Raw genomic sequence first — 14847 nt, forward strand, 5'->3', positions numbered from 1 at the left:
CACGCGATCATGCTGCCCTACCGCTATACGTCCGAGGAAAGCATCAGGGACGCTGCCAATTGCGCCGCCGCGCTCGGCATTCGCTACGACACGGTTCCGATCGCCGAGCCTGTCGAAGGGTTTCGCAGTGTCCTGAGTGAACTGTTTGCAGACACGGCGGAAGACACGACCGAGGAAAACCTCCAGTCGCGCGCGCGTGGTGTCATCCTGATGGCCGTTTCCAACAAGTTCGGCTACATGGTCGTCACCACGGGCAACAAGTCGGAAATGTCGGTCGGCTATGCGACGCTCTATGGCGACATGAACGGCGGCTACAATCCGATCAAGGATCTCTACAAGACCCAGGTCTATCACCTGGCCGAATGGCGCAATGCCAACAGGCCGGAAGGCCTGCTCGGCCCGGCCGGAGAGGTGATCCCGTCCAACATCATCACCAAGGTTCCGACCGCCGAACTGCGCGAAAATCAGACCGATCAGGATTCGCTGCCGCCTTATGACGTGCTCGACGACATTCTGCGGTGCCTGGTCGAGGAGGAAATGTCGGTTGGCGACATTGAGAAGCGCGGCCATGACAGGGCGTTGATCCACCGGATTGAACATCTTCTTTACATCGCCGAATACAAGCGCCGGCAGGCGCCTCCCGGCGTGAAAATCACCGAACGGAATTTCGGCAAGGACCGCCGGTATCCCATCACCAACCGGTTCCGGGACCGTTCCTGAGAGGACCCTTCGCCGGAACTGCCTCCTCAGCGGGCCTCATGACCTATTTCTCCTTCCTGCGCGAGAACGCGCGCTGGCTCACTGCCAGCTATCTGCTCGCGGTCTTCTCAGGGTTTGGCCAGACGTTCTTCATTTCCCTTTCCGGGGGGGATATCAGGGCCGAGTTCGGCCTCAGTCATGGCGACCTCGGCCTGCTTTACATGCTGGCAACGCTCGGCAGCGCGCTGACGCTGCCCTACGTCGGCCGGAGTCTCGATCATTTCCCGGTACGCTGGATTGCGGCGGTCGTCATTGCCGGGCTGGCGCTGTTCTGTCTCGCCATGGCGGGAACCTTTTCCGTCTGGGCGGTCGCGCTGGCCTTTTATGGTCTGCGCCTGTGCGGGCAGGGCATGATGACCCACACCTCGCTGACGGCGGCGGGCCGCTGGTTCTCTGCCCAGCGTGGGCGCGCCATGTCCATCGCCATGCTTGGCTTCCCCACCGCCGAGGCGCTGTTTCCGCTCTGCTTCGTTGCTCTCAACAGTGCCTTCGGCTGGCGCGGCGCCTGGGTGGTCTCCGCTCTGGTTCTCATGCTGATGGCGCTGCCGGTCCTCTTGACGTTGCTGGCAAGGGATCGCGTTCCGAGCCAGGCGGAGGTGGCGGCGGCCAAGACCGAGGGACGCCAATGGACCCGGGCGGAAGCGCTCCGCGATCCGCGTTTCTGGCTGGTCAACCTTGGGGTCAACGCGCCGGCCTTCATCGGCACGGCGATTTTCTTTCATCAGGTCTATCTGGTGGAGCTGCGCGGCTGGACACTGGAACTGTTTGCCAGTGCCTTTTTGCTGATGGCGGCAGGTGTCGTCTGCGCCTCGCTCGTTGCGGGGCCGCTGATCGACCGGTTTTCCGCCCGGCGCCTGTTGCCCTTCACTTTGTTGCCCCTGACGCTTGCCTGCTTCGTTCTCGCGGGTCTTCATGCCCCTGCCTCGGCGTTTGTCTTCATGGCACTCGTCGGCATTTCCAACGGCTTCAACGGCACGCTGGTCGGCGCCTTCTGGCCAGAGGTCTACGGCACCCGCCACATGGGGGCGATCAGGTCGGTCGCCTTTGCCTTCATGGTCTTCGCCTCCGCCGCCGGCCCCGGTCTTGTCGGCTGGCTGATCGACCGGGGCGTCGCCTTCGACCTGCAAGTCAGCACCATGGGGCTTTACTGCCTCATCTACTGCGTCCTCCTGGCACTGGTCGCCCGTGCCTATCGTTCAGCTCAATAATCTGAAGACCGGCGACGGTTAGGACTTGCCGTCGGGGGCGTGCCCGGCTAACTCATCGCCATGACCGTCACTGTTCGTTTTGCGCCGTCGCCGACCGGCCACATCCATATCGGCAACAGCCGTCCCGCCCTCTACAACTGGCTCTTTGCCAGGAAGATGGGCGGCACATTCATCCTGCGTTTCGACGACACCGACCTGGAACGCTCGAAACAGGAATATGTCGAGTCCATCGAAAAGGACCTGCGCTGGCTGGGAATGGAGCCGGACCGGATCGAGCGGCAATCGGAACGCGTCGACAGCTATGCCGCCGCCGCGCAGAAGCTGAAGGATGCGGGCCTGCTCTATGCCTGCTACGAGACCCCGGACGAACTGGAGCGCCGCCGCTCGCGCCAGCGCGCGCTTGGCCGCCCGCCGGTCTATGACCGTGCAGGCCTCAAGCTGACGGACGAGCAGAAGGCAGCGTTCGAGGCCGAGGGCCGCAAGCCGCATTGGCGCTTCCTGCTGCCCAATCATGACGGTGATCCGTTTCAGACCAGGCGGACGGATGTGAGTTGGAACGACCTGTGCCGCGGCGACCAGTCCATCGACCTGGCATCGCTGTCCGATCCGGTGCTGATCCGCGCCGACGGCACTTGTCTTTATACGTTCACTTCGATCGTCGACGACGTCGACATGGGGGTCAGCCATATCATCCGCGGCGAGGACCATGTCTCGAACACAGGCGTCCAGATCGCGATCTTCAGGGCGCTGGGTGCGGAACCACCGGTTTTCGGTCATCATAACCTGCTGACCACCGTGGACGGCGAAGGGCTATCCAAACGCAAGGGCGCGCTGTCCATCGGATCGCTCAGGGAAGAAGGCCTGGAGCCGATGGCGGTGGCCTCGCTTGCGGTGTTGACCGGGACAAGCCAGGCGGTAGAACCGGTTCAGACCATGGATGCGCTGGTGGAGAAGTTCGATCTGGCCAGTGTGTCAAGATCGGCCGCCAAATTCGATCCGGAGGAACTGAAGACCCTCAATGCCAAACTGGTTCATGACCTGCCGTTCGAGGCGGTCAGGGACAGGCTGGCAGAGCTCGGGATTTCCGGTACGGAAGCATTCTGGCTGGCGGTGCGCGGCAACTGCGGAACCGTCGCCGAGGCGCTCAGTTACTGGAAGGCCGTGACCGGTCCCGTCGAAAGCCGGATCGAGGACGAGGACAGGGACTATGTCGCAAGGGCAAAGGCCCTGTTGCCGGACGGTGATGTGACGGTCGAGACCTGGGGCGCCTGGACATCTGCCTTGAAAGCGGAAACAGGCCGTAAGGGCAGGGGACTGTTCATGCCGCTACGGCGTGTGCTGACCGGCATGGACCACGGCCCGGACATGAAGGAACTGCTGCCGCTTATTGGGCGACAAAATATTCTGGACCGACTACCCTGACAGGAGCCTTCTGGTCAGGTGCGGGACGAAAGCCGTCGTCCTCCTTCCTGAAGACGGGCGAGGCGGCGGCTGTGCTTTCCGCCGCTGCTCCTTCAGTACTGCGAAGCGACAGAAGCGGCAGGCCATCCTTTGCCGACAGCAGGTCGTTCTGGACCGGGTTTTCCTTCTTGAGGCGCTTCACGACTTCGGCAAGGGGGGCTGCGACGTTGAAGCCCATCTGCAGGTTGAAGCGTGTATCCGGGTCCTCGTGAGGCGGCAATTGCGCCGGAGAAAGCGGCGGCCGGGTCATCGGTGACGGTGTTTCGCCGCTTTCCTCGAAGGTCCCGCCAAGGCTCGGCCGCAAGGTTCGCCTCGGAAGACCGGCGCTGATATCGGAAAAGAAGACCCGGTCGGAAGACCCTTTGGTCAGTTCCCGCCAGGACGAACGCATTTTGGACTGCCGGGTCTCGCGGCAACCACACCCTTCGACATATTCGCTCTTGTAGCGGAAGGCGAAGGGCTGTTCGGAATAGAGCGCTCCGGCAAGTGAGATCATCTGGGACGGGTCGCCACCCGGATTGCGGTAGACGTAAAGCTCTGTTTCAGCCGCCGGACAGATTTCAGAGCATCTTGAGGCGTCATAGGCGAAGCTGTTCTTGCCGGTCTTGAAACTGAGCGGGAAGAAATAGCCGTCGCAAGTGCGTACGCAGAGTGTCCGGAAAGTTCCGCCCGATGGCAGGTAAACCGTCGGGGCACCGTTCGCCGTCCGCGATCTGACGGCCGCTATTTCGCGGTCACCGGTCCTGGCGGAAACCGGCTCGACGTCCTGACGGCTGCGTGCGCCGAAGAGGCGTGAAAACAGCGACTGCGGCTGGCTGTCGCCTGTCTGCCCGCCGGCGGCCTGCCGGGTCTGCGCGGGTGCATCGCAGTTCTGGCGCGCGAGCGAGGCCTTGACCTGTTGCAGGCGTTTTTTGTTTCGTGACGAACCACCGCCGGATTTGGCCAATTGGCGCTCGATTGCGGCAAGGTTCGCTTTCATGCGCTTGAGTTTGGTGTTGAGGCTCTGGCATTTGGCGGTATTCGCACCGGTGCAGCCGAAATAGTTCGCATCCCGTTCCGCCGCGGAAATCGACTTCTGCTGCTGCTTTTGAGCCTTTGCCCACTTTTGAGCCGCCGGGGATTGGGAACCACCCGCCGATTCAAGCCGTTGCAATTCGGTCTTCAGGCTGGCGCAACTGGCGGCGTGAGACAGGTTTGCAGACAGGACGAGGGCCGCAGCGGCCGCGAGCGCCTGTGCGAATCGAACAGACCTGGCGTTTCTGCAAAGTCTCATGCCCATCCCCACAGCGTGAAAGCTTCTCGCCGCACCGGCCGTTCCCGTTTCTATTGTTGCTCCATCAATCAATAGCAACAAAAGCGCTCACGTTCGGTTAACGATGCTGGACGCTGTCCCTGTTCCGGCAACAGGTTTGATCAGTCAACGTGGTGCCGGCAGGCGGCCTTGTGGAGACGGGTAAAAATCTCGTCGAGCAGCGCCTGCTGTTCCGCGCTCAAGGATGCCTGCAACTCGGCCGAATAAGCAAGCGCCTGGGGGACGATGTCCTCATACATGGTGCTTCCCTTCGCGCTCAGCTCAAGCATCTGTTCCCGCTGGTCGTCCGGGTTCTTGATCCGCACGATCAACCCGCGCTTTTCCAGCGCGGCGACCGCACGGCTGACCTTGGTCTTGTGCATGGAAGTTGCCTGGCCGATGTCGCGTGCGGTCATGGCGCGGTACTCGCCAAGCGTGGCCAGGACCCGCCATTCGGGAATGCCGATACCATATTGGTCCGCATAGATTTTCGAGAACGAGTGGCTGACGGCCTCCGCGAGATGATTGAGCTGATAGGGCAGGAACCTGCTCAGTTGCAGAACCGGCCCGCCGGTCTCCTGATTGGCCGGACGCGGAATTGAGGGCACGGGTTCATCAGACATGTCTTGAAAGCTTCCCCGCATGTTTCATTTTCCTCGTCTTTCGTCCAGGTGAATGCTGCCGTGTTACGGCCATGTTCTGCGACTAGCAAGTATAGCCAAATGGAATTTTCGGGAAAGACAACCCGGGCTGCTTCGCAAGTTTTGAGCCGGAGCAAGCAAGATTGGCGGAGAGCTTGAGTGTTCATAGTCGAAAAGTCGCGAATTGAACGGACCTATCTGTTGATAAGAAAGGAATAGTTAAGAATTTCAGCAGCGGAAATTTGCGAATCAGGACTGGAAACTGAGACGCTGCACTCAACAGGAAAAGGCGTTTGGCCGGGTGCCGGAATACCGGAATGGGATTGGCAGCCGGCGGGAAAGCGAGGCCGCAATGATGGATATGAAAAACAGGTCCGAAACGGTGCCGGGCGAAAACGAGCGGTTCGAGGAACTCGGGCGGGGCTGTTATGCCTACAGTGCCGACGGTTGCACCAACACCGGCGTGATCATCGGCGACAGGGGCGTTCTGATCGTCGATGGCCAGGCAACGCCGGCTCTGGCGGAAAAAGTGCTGGCGAAGGTGCGAGAGCTTACGGACAAACCCGTCAAGCAGGTGGTACTGACGCATTTCCATGCTGCCAGCGTGCTTGGCGCGTCCGCGTTCGAACCGGGTGAAATCATCGCATCAGATCTCACCCGCCGAATGATGGACACAAGGAGCCGGGAGGAAATCCGGGTTTCGCGCGAACTCAATCCGGTCCTGTTTGAGGGGCTGGCGGGTGAGACGACAGGTATCGCCCCCAGCATGACCATTGCCTCCTCCATGACCATCGATCTCGGGGGCATGGACGTCCGGTTGATGCATCTCGGCCGCGGTCACACTATGGGCGACCTTGTCGTCTGGGTGCCCGGAAGTTCGGTTCTCTTTGCAGGTGATCTGGTCCAGAAGTCTGCTGCCCCCTATTGCGGCGACGCTCATCTCGCGGACTGGCCCCGCGCGCTCGACCGGATTTCGGCCTTCCGTCCGAACGCCCTCATGCCGGGTTCCGGAAAATCGGCCATTGGTGCACAGGCGGTCGCGGCCGCGATCGAAACGACCCGCGATTTTGTCGTCACCCTGCGGGACGGTGCAGCGGCTTGCGTCGAACAGAGCCTTGGCCTCAAGGACACGTTCCAGGCCGTCAGCGACGCGCTTGCGCCGCACTTCGCCTCCTGGGCCGATTTTGAATTCCACCTGCCGTTCAACGTGGCCCGGGCCTATGACGAGGCCCTGGGACTGGACCAGCCGCAAGTTTGGACCCGCGAACGCTGTGCGGACCTTCAGGACGCCCTGAGCGGAGCCGGCACAGCCGGTCAGCCAACAGCTGAACAGGCGGCCGACGCCGTCGAGACGGTTGAAGAGCAACTGACAGCGGCAGAAACTGATCACGTGGACGATGCCGGGGAAGCCGGCAGCGAGGAGCGAGTTGCCGGTCTGGTCTCCGATAGCGATTTTGCGGCATCTCTCGCACTTGCCCCGGAAGAGGACACGGACCATGATGGGCTGGAGCCGGAAGGCCAGGCCCAGGAAGAAACGACCCTCGACCTGAGCGCTGAGGACATTATCGTCAGTGACGGGGAAACGGTTGCGGACGGCTCGGACAGCCAGGCTGAAAAGATTCTTGAAAACGCCCGCTGACGATCCTCACGGCAACAAGGATTATTGGAACGCGCGCCAGTGGCGCGCGTTTTCGTTTTTTGGGTTCCGGTTTCTTGATCGCCTTATCGTGAACCCCACATGTCAGGCGTTCAAAAACCGGAGATTGACCATGCGTTTCATGTTAGCTGCCGCGCTTGCCCTGACGGCTTGTCTGCAAGGGGCCGGGGCAGCTTTTTCAGCCGAAGAGCCCGACCTGATCTTCAAGAAGTCGACGGTCTGGAAGCTGCTGACACCGGATCACAAGCTGGCGACCTACGCCATCGATGACCCGATTGTCGACGGGGTCGCCTGCCACTTCACGGTGCCGGAGAAGGGCGGTGTTTCCGGCTGGCTCGGCGTTGCAGAGGAAGTGTCCGATATCTCGCTTGCGTGCCGCCAGGTTGGTCCGGTTACCATCAAGGACAATTTCGAGCAGGGCGAAGAAATGTTCCGCCAGCGCCGCTCTTTCATGTTCAAGAAAATGCGGATCGTGCGCGGCTGCGATGCCACGCGCAACGTGCTGGTCTATCTGGTCTATTCCGACAAGTTGATCGAGGGCAGCCCGAAGAATTCCACCTCGACGGTTCCGTTGATGCCCTGGGGCGATCAGCCGCCGCCCAGGTGCGGCGACTATGTGAAGGATTAGGCGTCAGCCGGCAGATTCTGGTGATATAGGAATGCGGCCGGCGACGCGGCAGGTCATGACGCGGCTTTGCGGACAGGCTCTGCATGCAATGTGTGTTCGGCAATGACCCTCCTGTAGGACGGCCGCTCCATCACTGCCTCGCACAGAGCGGCAATTCTGGGATTGTCCTCGAACATTGCCCGCCGGTCGGCCGACCACTCCGTCAGCATCGTCAGATAGATGTCCAGCGCGGTAAAGCCGCTCGGCAAAAAGTACGGCTCGCCGCTGATCGACCGGTTTATCGTCGCGAAGAACTCGCGCAGGTGCTCTTCGGCCCTGGTCTGAACACTGGTATTGGCCGAGGCGTTCATCGTGAACTGTTCCGGGTGCCAGGCTCTGGAAAATATCGGGTATCCGTTCGCGGCCATTGCGAGGAGCCAGAACAGGAAACGTGGCCGTTCAGGGTCTCCGGTCATCGGGACCAGGTTTGCCTGCGGGTGACGTTCTCCCAGGACCAGAATGATCGCTGCGGTTTCGCCGATGACGGTGCCGTCCGGCAGTCCGAGGGCAGGGACGCGCATCACCGGATTGACATCCTGATAAGCACTTGCCCGATGTTCGCCCTCAGCCATGTTCACGGGGATTTTTCGGTATTCCGCGCCGATATCCTCCAGAAGTATCTGAGGTCCGATCGCACCTGAAAGACGTTCCCAATAGAGGGTGTACATTGCCCGTCTCCTTTGAAGACCGTTTGTCGATCTGACAACAAAAACTATCGTCATCTCTGACCAGGATGATTTCTGTCGATATGATTGCAGGAAAATGCGGGCCTATCAGGTCATTTTATCTCGCCGAGGCAAAAGAAAATCTTTAGTCTGATCTCATGAAGCTGACACATCTGAACGCGCTCAGAGCCTTTGAGGCGGTCATGCGGACCGGGACATTTCGCTCGGCCGCGGACGAGCTTGGCGTTACAACAGCGGCGGTCGGGCAGCAAATCAGGGGACTGGAAGCCTATCTCGGACGGAACCTGTTCCGGAGGACCGCATCCGGCGTTCTGCCCAATGAGGACGCGCTGCGTGTGAAGTCGCGCCTCACGTCGGGGTTCTCGATCATCGACGAAGTTCTCACCGAATTAAGAGACCGCGGAGCAGCGAACCGGATCGCTGTGACCCTTCCTGAATCCTTTGCGGAAAACTGGTTCATCAGACGTGTTCCCGACTTCTACCACCAGAACTCAGCCGTGGATTTGCGTCTCAATGCATCGAACCGGCGTATTGATCTTGCCGCGGAGGGATTTGACTTCGCCATACGCTACTGCCCCTTGCCGGAAAAAGGTTTGGATGCAGTTGATTTGTTCGGCGATTATGTCGTTCCGGTTTGCACTCCCGCGTTCGCTGACCGGTATCGATTATCTGAGGGGGTCAGGTCTCTGTCGGGAATTCCGCTTGTGCATCTGGAGAACCGGACACCGGATCCGGAATGGGCCAACTGGGAGAGTTGGTCCGGGGTTTTTGATATTGAAATCGACCCGCCGGAAGGAGTCGTACGATTTTCCAAGATCAGTTCAGGCCTGCAGGCTGCGCTCACCGGGCAGGGACTGGTGCTGTGCGGCATTGCCGAAGCTTATGATGCAATCATGAGCGGGGCTTTGGAAATTCCGTTCGGTCCGGCAAAGCATGTTCCGACGGGCTATCTCTATCGGCTGGTTTCGGTCAGCGGACGACCGAAGAGTTTGTTGCAGAGACAGTTTCAGGAATGGGTTGTCGACACGGCGGGAGCATTTGCGGAAAGCGTATCTGGTCTCCTGCAGCATGATCCCCAGCGTTGACGGACGGATGAACGCCTGATGGCAACAACGACGGCAGGAGGTGCTCCCGAGCACGAAGTCTCTTGGCTCAGTTCGCGTCCAGCATTTCCAGATGCTTGCCCACCGGCAGCTCGGTTCCCGCGCAAAAATGCTTGTAGAGCATCGCCATTATGTCCTTCACAGGCTCGCTCGCGAGCCGGTAATAGATGGTCGTGCCTTCGCGCCGGGTCGTCACAAGTCCCTGAGCCCTCAGAAGGGCAAGCTGCTGGGAGACAGTCGGCATGCGCATGCCGGTCTTCTCGGCAAGTTCGCTGACGCAGCGTTCTTCTTCCAGCACAAGGCACATCAGCAGAAGACGCGGTGCCGACGCCATCATCTTCAAGAATTCCGCTGCGGTTTCTGCTTTATCTTCAAGCGCCTTGTAGTCCATCGGACAGCCTTGCCAATCAATTTGTTCACACTGCAGGCCGGTGTCCCGGTCGCAATTCCTGACCTTATTTATATGCGGCTGACGGCCGTTACAATGATGTTGCCGTCACCGCATCCGATTCCGGTCATGAAACACGCTCCTTTTTGCTGCACTTCGTGACCGAAAGCCTTTGTACCATCAGAAATGGCGATAATGGCAGCAAAAGGGCCGCCGAGAACAAGGGCGAGGAAAAGGATGATGAAGAGGCGGTTCAGCATGGCGTGCTCCTGATGGCAATCCGTATCGATTGCCAGGAGTGTAGGCAGCAGGCCTTGAACCCGTTCTGAGTGACGTGTTCAGCTTCCGTTCAGGAGTGTAAACGGAGGTATTAAGATAATTAAAACAGATATTTATGCTTAATAGAGGTTCTTTGTCATGGCGGTTCTAAGGGCTTCCAGAAGCACCTTGTCGCGACCGTAGATGTCGTTTCTGAAATGCGTGGATCCATCCTTGTTCATCCAGGCCGTCAGATAGGTGAGATGTACCCGGATGCGTGTCTTGGGTTTGACGATGGTGCGTTCGCGGCTGTCGCGGATCTTTTCCCAATGTCCCGGCGTCGCATTGACATGTTCCAAAAGCACGTCGGCCAGGGCGAAGGGATTTGAGACCCTGATGCAGCCGTGGCTGAAGGCGCGCTCGGAGCGGGTGAACAGGGACTTCGACGGCGTGTCGTGGATGTAGATGTTGAAACTGTTCGGGAACATGAACTTGATCCGGCCGAGCGCGTTGTCGTCTCCCGGGTCCTGGCGCAGGCGGAACGGAAAATGGCCGCCGGAATAGTTGTTCCATGCGACCTGGGTCGCGGCGACTTCTCGGTCGTTCTGAAAGACCCGGAAGTTTTTCCCGCTGAGAGCTGACGGGTTCCTCTTCAGTTTCGGAAGGTATTCCTTCGTCGCGATGGAATAGGGCACGTTCCAGTAGGGGTTGATCTCCACGTATTCCAACTCGTCGGAAAAGACCGGCGTCGCGTGATACGGCTTGCCGACCACAACGCGGGCGGTGTGGATCGTCTTGCCGTTCCTGACCACCTTCAGGTTCTGGTCGGCGAGGTTGACGAAGACATAAAAACTGCCGGGATCGTCTGGCATCCAGCGCCGGCGTTCCATGTTGAGTTCCATCTGGATCAGCTTGTCCAAAAGCGGAATATTGAGCCGCTCCAGTGTGTTCTTGCCGATGACACCGTCGGTCTCCAGGCCGTTGTGTTCCTGAAAGGTCTTCACCGCTTCCACGAGGGTACCGTCATAGACGTCGCCGGAATGCGCGGCCGCGCCCGGAATGTCCTCTTCCATCAGCCTTGTCCGCAGAACCTCGACTCGCGGGTCGGTCATGCCGGGTTTCAGGACATCGCCGTCGGGCACTTCGGTAAATCCGCCTTCGGCTGCCTTTTGCCTGTATTGCGCGAGCCTGCGTTTCAGTCTGGCGTAATTGTCCGACTGCGGCGCGAGACTGTCCAGAAAGGCACTGAACTCGGTGGCTTTTGCCGCCGTTTCGAACAGTTCTTCCGGCTCCGGCCGGTCCGGAAACAGGTTCAGTGCCTTGTTGATGCTGTTGGGCTGGACGCGTCCGGACGACAGATGGGTGGCATAACGCAGGAACTGGACGGAAAGCTGCAGGTCGAACTGCGCCCATTCGTCTGGCGTGCGGGCCGCCTCTGACATCTCGACAAGTTCGATCGGAAGATAGTTGTCCGGATTGAGCGCATGATCGTTGGCGGCGGCCATCGCCGCGATGGTCAGATGCGCGTTTTCGGTCAGGCCGTTTTCGTCGAACCAGATCGGCGCATAGCCCCGCTTGCCATAATAAATGGTCAGTCCGTCCGCGAGGTCGGACGTGATCGCTTGCTGGATCGCCTTTGCGATCGGAGTTTCCGGTTCGGGGAAGACGGGAGGCGGGACGATCTGGGTTTCGGATACCTGTGGCGTTCCCGATTGCGCTTCTGCCCGAACGCCGGACACGAGATCCGAAAGTGCGAGTGCGGTTGTGAGCACAAGGCCTGCTGCTGCCAGGCGACGAAAACGAATGCACGCCATGGGAATGTCCCCCTCTGATTCCCGGTGGCCGAAGCTTAGCGCGCAATTCCGGCGTTCGCCACGCTCATGCGCAAACAAGATGCGGCGTCGCGGTCACAGGAATACCGTTTCGGCGCAGGCCCGGATTTGATCCTTGACCGCATTCCGTTTTCCGGTCCATAAAGCTGCCCATGATGACGGCCACACGGAACATCATTTCGATCACCATTATTTGCAGCTAGCGACACCGCTGGCTGTGGCCGTTCCCTCTTGGCAAAATCTCCTCTGAGACGGACCGCCCGGCCAGCCGGCCAGGAGACCGTTTGACATGAGCGCCGCTGAGACTGAAAAATCCGGCATTTTCAAAGGCTTGAAGCTTACAAATACATTGACTCGCCAGAAAGAGGATTTCCGGGCGATCGATGACGAAAATGTGCGTCTCTATGTCTGCGGACCGACGGTTTATGATTTCGCCCACATCGGAAACGCACGTCCGGTGATCGTCTTCGACGTGCTGTTCCGTCTGCTGCGCCATCTCTACGGTGCCGAGCATGTTACCTATGTGCGCAACATCACGGACGTGGACGACAAGATCAACGCCCGCGCTCTGCGTGACTTCCCGGACCTGCCGCTCAATGATGCCATCGCGAAGGTGACGAAGAAGACCGCGGACCAGTTCCACAAGGACATCAGGTCCCTGGGTGTCCTGGAACCGAGCTTCGAGCCGCGCGCGACCCAGCATATCGACGGCATGGTAGAGATGATCGGCGCGCTGATCGACAAGGGGCATGCGTACCAGGCCGGCGGCGAGGTGCTGTTCGACACGTTGTCCATGCCGGACTACGGCGGGCTCTCCAAGCGCAAGCTGGACGAGCAGCTTGCCGGTGCCCGCATTGCGGTCGAGGCCCACAAGAAGAGCCCCGGTGACTTCGTTCTCTGGAAGCTTTCCTCCGAGGAAGAGCCCGGCTGGGACAGCCCGTGGGGCCGCGGCCGTCCGGGCTGGCACATCGAGTGCTCCGTGATGAGCGCCTATCACCTCGGCAAGGTCTTCGACATTCACGGCGGCGGGCTCGATCTGATCTTCCCGCATCATGAAAACGAGATCGCCCAGTCGCGCTGCGCCCATGGCACGTCCGTGATGGCCAATTACTGGATGCACAACGGCTTTCTGCAGGTGGAAGGCCGGAAGATGTCCAAGTCCGAGGGCAATTTCTTCACCATTCAGGAGTTGCTGGAGACCGAAAGTTTTGGTGGCCGCAGGTGGCCGGGTGAGGTGCTGCGCCTTGCCATGCTGATGACCAATTACCGCGAGCCGATCGACTTCTCCATACGCAAGCTTGATGAGGCGGAAAACCTTCTGGCCAGATGGCCGGAGCCGGTGGCAACGGACGCCGAACCGGACGCCGAAGTCGTTGCTTTGCTCTCCGACGACCTCAACACCGCTGCCGCTGTCCAGGCGCTGCATGCCCTGGCAGTCGAGGCCGCCAAGGATCCGGCGAAGCTGGACGTCTATTCCGCAACCGCCGCGCTGCTTGGCGTCGGTCCGGTAAAGGCGGATCTTTCCGGTCTCGACACCGCGGCGATCGACGCAGCGGTGGCTGCCCGTCTGGAAGCGTTGAAGGCCAAGGACTGGGCGGAAGCTGACCGGATCCGTGCTGACCTGACGTCTCAGGGAATCCAGCTAAAGGATTCAAAAGACTCAGCAACCGGCGAGCGGCTGACCACGTGGGAGGTCAAACGGTGACTTTGTCGTCGGCGGTGTGGCTGAGTACCCCCCTCTGTCCCCTCCAGGGACATCTCCCCCTCAAGGGGGGAGAGAGGCGCTTGCCGCACCGACGTGCCCAAGACAAACGACATGGGATCCACGATCAGAACCGTTCTGAAGCACTTGAGACTTCGGGCAATCGGTACCTGCCGATTTGGTTGCCGTTTGCTCCCGTCTCCCCGCTTGAGGGGGAGATGTCCGCTTCAGCGGACAGAGGGGGGTATACAGCCTCTGTTACACATGCTGACTATCAGGCTCAGTCCGGAGCCCGCCACATGCCTCACGGTAGTATCCCGAACCATCTGCGAACGAACGCCAAAAAACTCCGTTCGGACATGACTGACGCGGAAAAAAAGCTTTGGCAGGCGATCCGGGCTCACCGCTTGGAAGGTATACCTTTCCGCCGGCAAATGCCGATTGCCGGATATATCGTGGACTTTGCAGCACCCAAACATCGCATCGTTATCGAACTCGACGGATCGCAGCACGCAGAAGCTGACGGACCTGAAAGAGACGGGAAGCGCGACAAGCAATTGACCTCTCTGGGCTGGACCGTTTTGCGATTCTGGAACACGGAAGTCCTGGTGGATCTCGATGGGGTCTGCCGCAAGATCCTGGAGACATGTGGAAAGGAGAGCTGCTGATGAGTGAAGGCAAAACCTGGTCTGGTGGCTGCCAGTGCGGTGCCGTGCGGTTCCGGATTTCCGGCGAACTCGGCAAGGCGTCGATCTGCCATTGCCGCATGTGCCAGAAGGCTTTCGGGGCGTTCTATGCACCACTGGTCGGCGTTCGGGAAAACAGCGAGCTGACCTGGATGCGCGGTGAACCGCAGCGCTTTCAAAGCTCAAATGTGGTCGCGCGCGGCTTTTGCGGCAAATGCGGGACGCCGCTGACCTATGAAGCCCCTGACGGGGTCGCGATCGCCATCGGGGCCTTTGACGTCCCGGAGGAGGTCGTGCCCGTCATTCAATACGGCGTGGAGGGCAAGCTCGCCTATACCGACCATATGGCCGAACTCCCGGCCCGGCGCACGGAAGAGGATGAGGAGACCCTGTCCTTTCTCGCAAGCATCGTCTCCCATCAGCATCCCGATCACGACACGGAAACCTGGCCGCCGGCACAAAGCGGCGACAACGACAACGGATAGGCCGCGGCACGGATGCCGGGCAG

15 protein-coding genes and 1 pseudogene are annotated in these 14847 nt (G+C 60.0%); 10 read left to right on the forward strand and 6 right to left on the reverse strand.

All coding sequences use genetic code 11. From position 1 onward, the window contains the following. The 3 genes from nadE to gltX all read left to right on the forward strand — a co-directional run. A partial coding sequence (nadE, locus tag ACQY7U_RS23985) for an NAD(+) synthase (RefSeq protein WP_428650408.1) occupies nucleotides 1-720 on the forward strand: 720 nt, incomplete at its 5' end. Nucleotides 721-758: 38 nt separating this feature from the next. Beyond that, complete coding sequence (locus ACQY7U_RS23990; protein WP_428650411.1) at nucleotides 759-1967, forward strand: MFS transporter; 1209 nt, start codon at nucleotides 759-761, stop codon at nucleotides 1965-1967. Nucleotides 1968-2027: 60 nt separating this feature from the next. Continuing rightward, on the forward strand, nucleotides 2028-3389 hold the full coding sequence (gene gltX, locus ACQY7U_RS23995) for a glutamate--tRNA ligase (RefSeq protein WP_428650414.1): 1362 nt from the start codon (nucleotides 2028-2030) through the stop codon (nucleotides 3387-3389). Here gltX and ACQY7U_RS24000 read toward each other — a convergent pair. Beyond that, nucleotides 3352-4701: a DUF2865 domain-containing protein gene (locus ACQY7U_RS24000; protein ID WP_428650417.1), complete on the reverse strand. Its 1350-nt coding sequence runs from the start codon at nucleotides 4699-4701 to the stop codon at nucleotides 3352-3354. The two genes, gltX and ACQY7U_RS24000, sit on opposite strands and share 38 nt — an antisense overlap. A gap of 140 nt (nucleotides 4702-4841) precedes the next feature. Then, nucleotides 4842-5342 (reverse strand): MarR family winged helix-turn-helix transcriptional regulator, encoded by a 501-nt coding sequence (locus tag ACQY7U_RS24005; RefSeq protein ID WP_428650420.1) that lies wholly within the window; start codon nucleotides 5340-5342, stop codon nucleotides 4842-4844. A 370-nt stretch (nucleotides 5343-5712) separates the two neighbouring features. Between ACQY7U_RS24005 and ACQY7U_RS24010 the strand changes: the two genes are divergently transcribed. Together ACQY7U_RS24010 and ACQY7U_RS24015 are read left to right on the forward strand one after the other, a co-directional pair. Then, a complete protein-coding gene (locus ACQY7U_RS24010) occupies nucleotides 5713-6999 on the forward strand; it encodes an MBL fold metallo-hydrolase (RefSeq protein WP_428650423.1) in 1287 nt (428 codons plus the stop codon). Between the two features lie 139 nt (nucleotides 7000-7138). Then, the gene (locus ACQY7U_RS24015) at nucleotides 7139-7645 is read left to right on the forward strand and encodes a CreA family protein (protein ID WP_428650476.1); all 507 of its coding nucleotides are present in this window, start codon (nucleotides 7139-7141) and stop codon (nucleotides 7643-7645) included. Between the two features lie 53 nt (nucleotides 7646-7698). Here the strand turns inward: ACQY7U_RS24015 and ACQY7U_RS24020 are convergent, their stop codons facing one another. Further along, nucleotides 7699-8352 carry a glutathione S-transferase family protein gene (locus ACQY7U_RS24020; RefSeq protein ID WP_428650426.1) on the reverse strand — a complete coding sequence of 218 codons (654 nt, stop codon included), beginning with the start codon at nucleotides 8350-8352 and terminating at the stop codon, nucleotides 7699-7701. Between the two features lie 155 nt (nucleotides 8353-8507). Between ACQY7U_RS24020 and ACQY7U_RS24025 the strand changes: the two are divergent. Next, nucleotides 8508-8684 (forward strand): annotated as a pseudogene (locus tag ACQY7U_RS24025) (LysR family transcriptional regulator); the annotation flags it as partial. A gap of 21 nt (nucleotides 8685-8705) precedes the next feature. Further along, a complete protein-coding gene (locus ACQY7U_RS24030) occupies nucleotides 8706-9455 on the forward strand; it encodes a LysR substrate-binding domain-containing protein (RefSeq protein WP_428650478.1) in 750 nt (249 codons plus the stop codon). Nucleotides 9456-9522: 67 nt separating this feature from the next. Here the strand turns inward: ACQY7U_RS24030 and ACQY7U_RS24035 are convergent, their stop codons facing one another. The 3 genes from ACQY7U_RS24035 to ACQY7U_RS24045 form a co-directional block, all read right to left on the reverse strand. Continuing rightward, nucleotides 9523-9864, reverse strand: coding sequence for an ArsR/SmtB family transcription factor (locus tag ACQY7U_RS24035; protein ID WP_428650429.1), 342 nt, complete (start codon nucleotides 9862-9864; stop codon nucleotides 9523-9525). Between the two features lie 68 nt (nucleotides 9865-9932). Then, nucleotides 9933-10121: a sugar transporter gene (locus ACQY7U_RS24040; RefSeq protein WP_428650431.1), complete on the reverse strand. Its 189-nt coding sequence runs from the start codon at nucleotides 10119-10121 to the stop codon at nucleotides 9933-9935. Between the two features lie 138 nt (nucleotides 10122-10259). Continuing rightward, nucleotides 10260-11933, reverse strand: a complete 1674-nt coding sequence (locus ACQY7U_RS24045; protein WP_428650433.1) for a L,D-transpeptidase family protein — start codon at nucleotides 11931-11933, stop codon at nucleotides 10260-10262. Between the two features lie 307 nt (nucleotides 11934-12240). On the opposite strand from ACQY7U_RS24045, the gene cysS reads away from it, so the two are divergent. From cysS to ACQY7U_RS24060, 3 genes are all read left to right on the forward strand, one after another. Continuing rightward, nucleotides 12241-13656, forward strand: a complete 1416-nt coding sequence (gene cysS / locus ACQY7U_RS24050; RefSeq protein ID WP_428650436.1) for a cysteine--tRNA ligase — start codon at nucleotides 12241-12243, stop codon at nucleotides 13654-13656. Between the two features lie 296 nt (nucleotides 13657-13952). Then, the gene (locus tag ACQY7U_RS24055; protein ID WP_428650480.1) at nucleotides 13953-14321 is read left to right on the forward strand and encodes an endonuclease domain-containing protein; all 369 of its coding nucleotides are present in this window, start codon (nucleotides 13953-13955) and stop codon (nucleotides 14319-14321) included. Beyond that, a complete protein-coding gene (locus ACQY7U_RS24060) occupies nucleotides 14321-14824 on the forward strand; it encodes a GFA family protein (RefSeq protein WP_428650438.1) in 504 nt (167 codons plus the stop codon). The genes ACQY7U_RS24055 and ACQY7U_RS24060 overlap by 1 nt, the downstream gene beginning before the upstream one ends. Nucleotides 14825-14847 lie beyond the last annotated feature (23 nt).

Origin of the sequence: Roseibium sp. (assembly GCF_050301095.1) — a bacterium.
Taxonomy (GTDB): domain Bacteria; phylum Pseudomonadota; class Alphaproteobacteria; order Rhizobiales; family Stappiaceae; genus Roseibium.

What these genes read in the sequence shown, in the direction of transcription:
- ACQY7U_RS24020 (WP_428650426.1), bottom strand. Translation starts at nt 8,352, where the DNA reads ATGTACACCCTCTATTGGGAACGTCTTTCAGGTGCGATCGGACCTCAG.
- ACQY7U_RS24040 (WP_428650431.1), bottom strand. Translation starts at nt 10,121, where the DNA reads ATGCTGAACCGCCTCTTCATCATCCTTTTCCTCGCCCTTGTTCTCGGC.
- ACQY7U_RS24035 (WP_428650429.1), bottom strand. Translation starts at nt 9,864, where the DNA reads ATGGACTACAAGGCGCTTGAAGATAAAGCAGAAACCGCAGCGGAATTC.
- gltX (WP_428650414.1), top strand. Translation starts at nt 2,028, where the DNA reads ATGACCGTCACTGTTCGTTTTGCGCCGTCGCCGACCGGCCACATCCAT.
- ACQY7U_RS24045 (WP_428650433.1), bottom strand. Translation starts at nt 11,933, where the DNA reads ATGGCGTGCATTCGTTTTCGTCGCCTGGCAGCAGCAGGCCTTGTGCTC.
- ACQY7U_RS24055 (WP_428650480.1), top strand. Translation starts at nt 13,953, where the DNA reads ATGCCTCACGGTAGTATCCCGAACCATCTGCGAACGAACGCCAAAAAA.
- ACQY7U_RS24010 (WP_428650423.1), top strand. Translation starts at nt 5,713, where the DNA reads ATGATGGATATGAAAAACAGGTCCGAAACGGTGCCGGGCGAAAACGAG.
- ACQY7U_RS23990 (WP_428650411.1), top strand. Translation starts at nt 759, where the DNA reads ATGACCTATTTCTCCTTCCTGCGCGAGAACGCGCGCTGGCTCACTGCC.
- ACQY7U_RS24060 (WP_428650438.1), top strand. Translation starts at nt 14,321, where the DNA reads ATGAGTGAAGGCAAAACCTGGTCTGGTGGCTGCCAGTGCGGTGCCGTG.
- ACQY7U_RS24000 (WP_428650417.1), bottom strand. Translation starts at nt 4,701, where the DNA reads ATGAGACTTTGCAGAAACGCCAGGTCTGTTCGATTCGCACAGGCGCTC.
- cysS (WP_428650436.1), top strand. Translation starts at nt 12,241, where the DNA reads ATGAGCGCCGCTGAGACTGAAAAATCCGGCATTTTCAAAGGCTTGAAG.
- ACQY7U_RS24005 (WP_428650420.1), bottom strand. Translation starts at nt 5,342, where the DNA reads ATGTCTGATGAACCCGTGCCCTCAATTCCGCGTCCGGCCAATCAGGAG.
- ACQY7U_RS24015 (WP_428650476.1), top strand. Translation starts at nt 7,139, where the DNA reads ATGTTAGCTGCCGCGCTTGCCCTGACGGCTTGTCTGCAAGGGGCCGGG.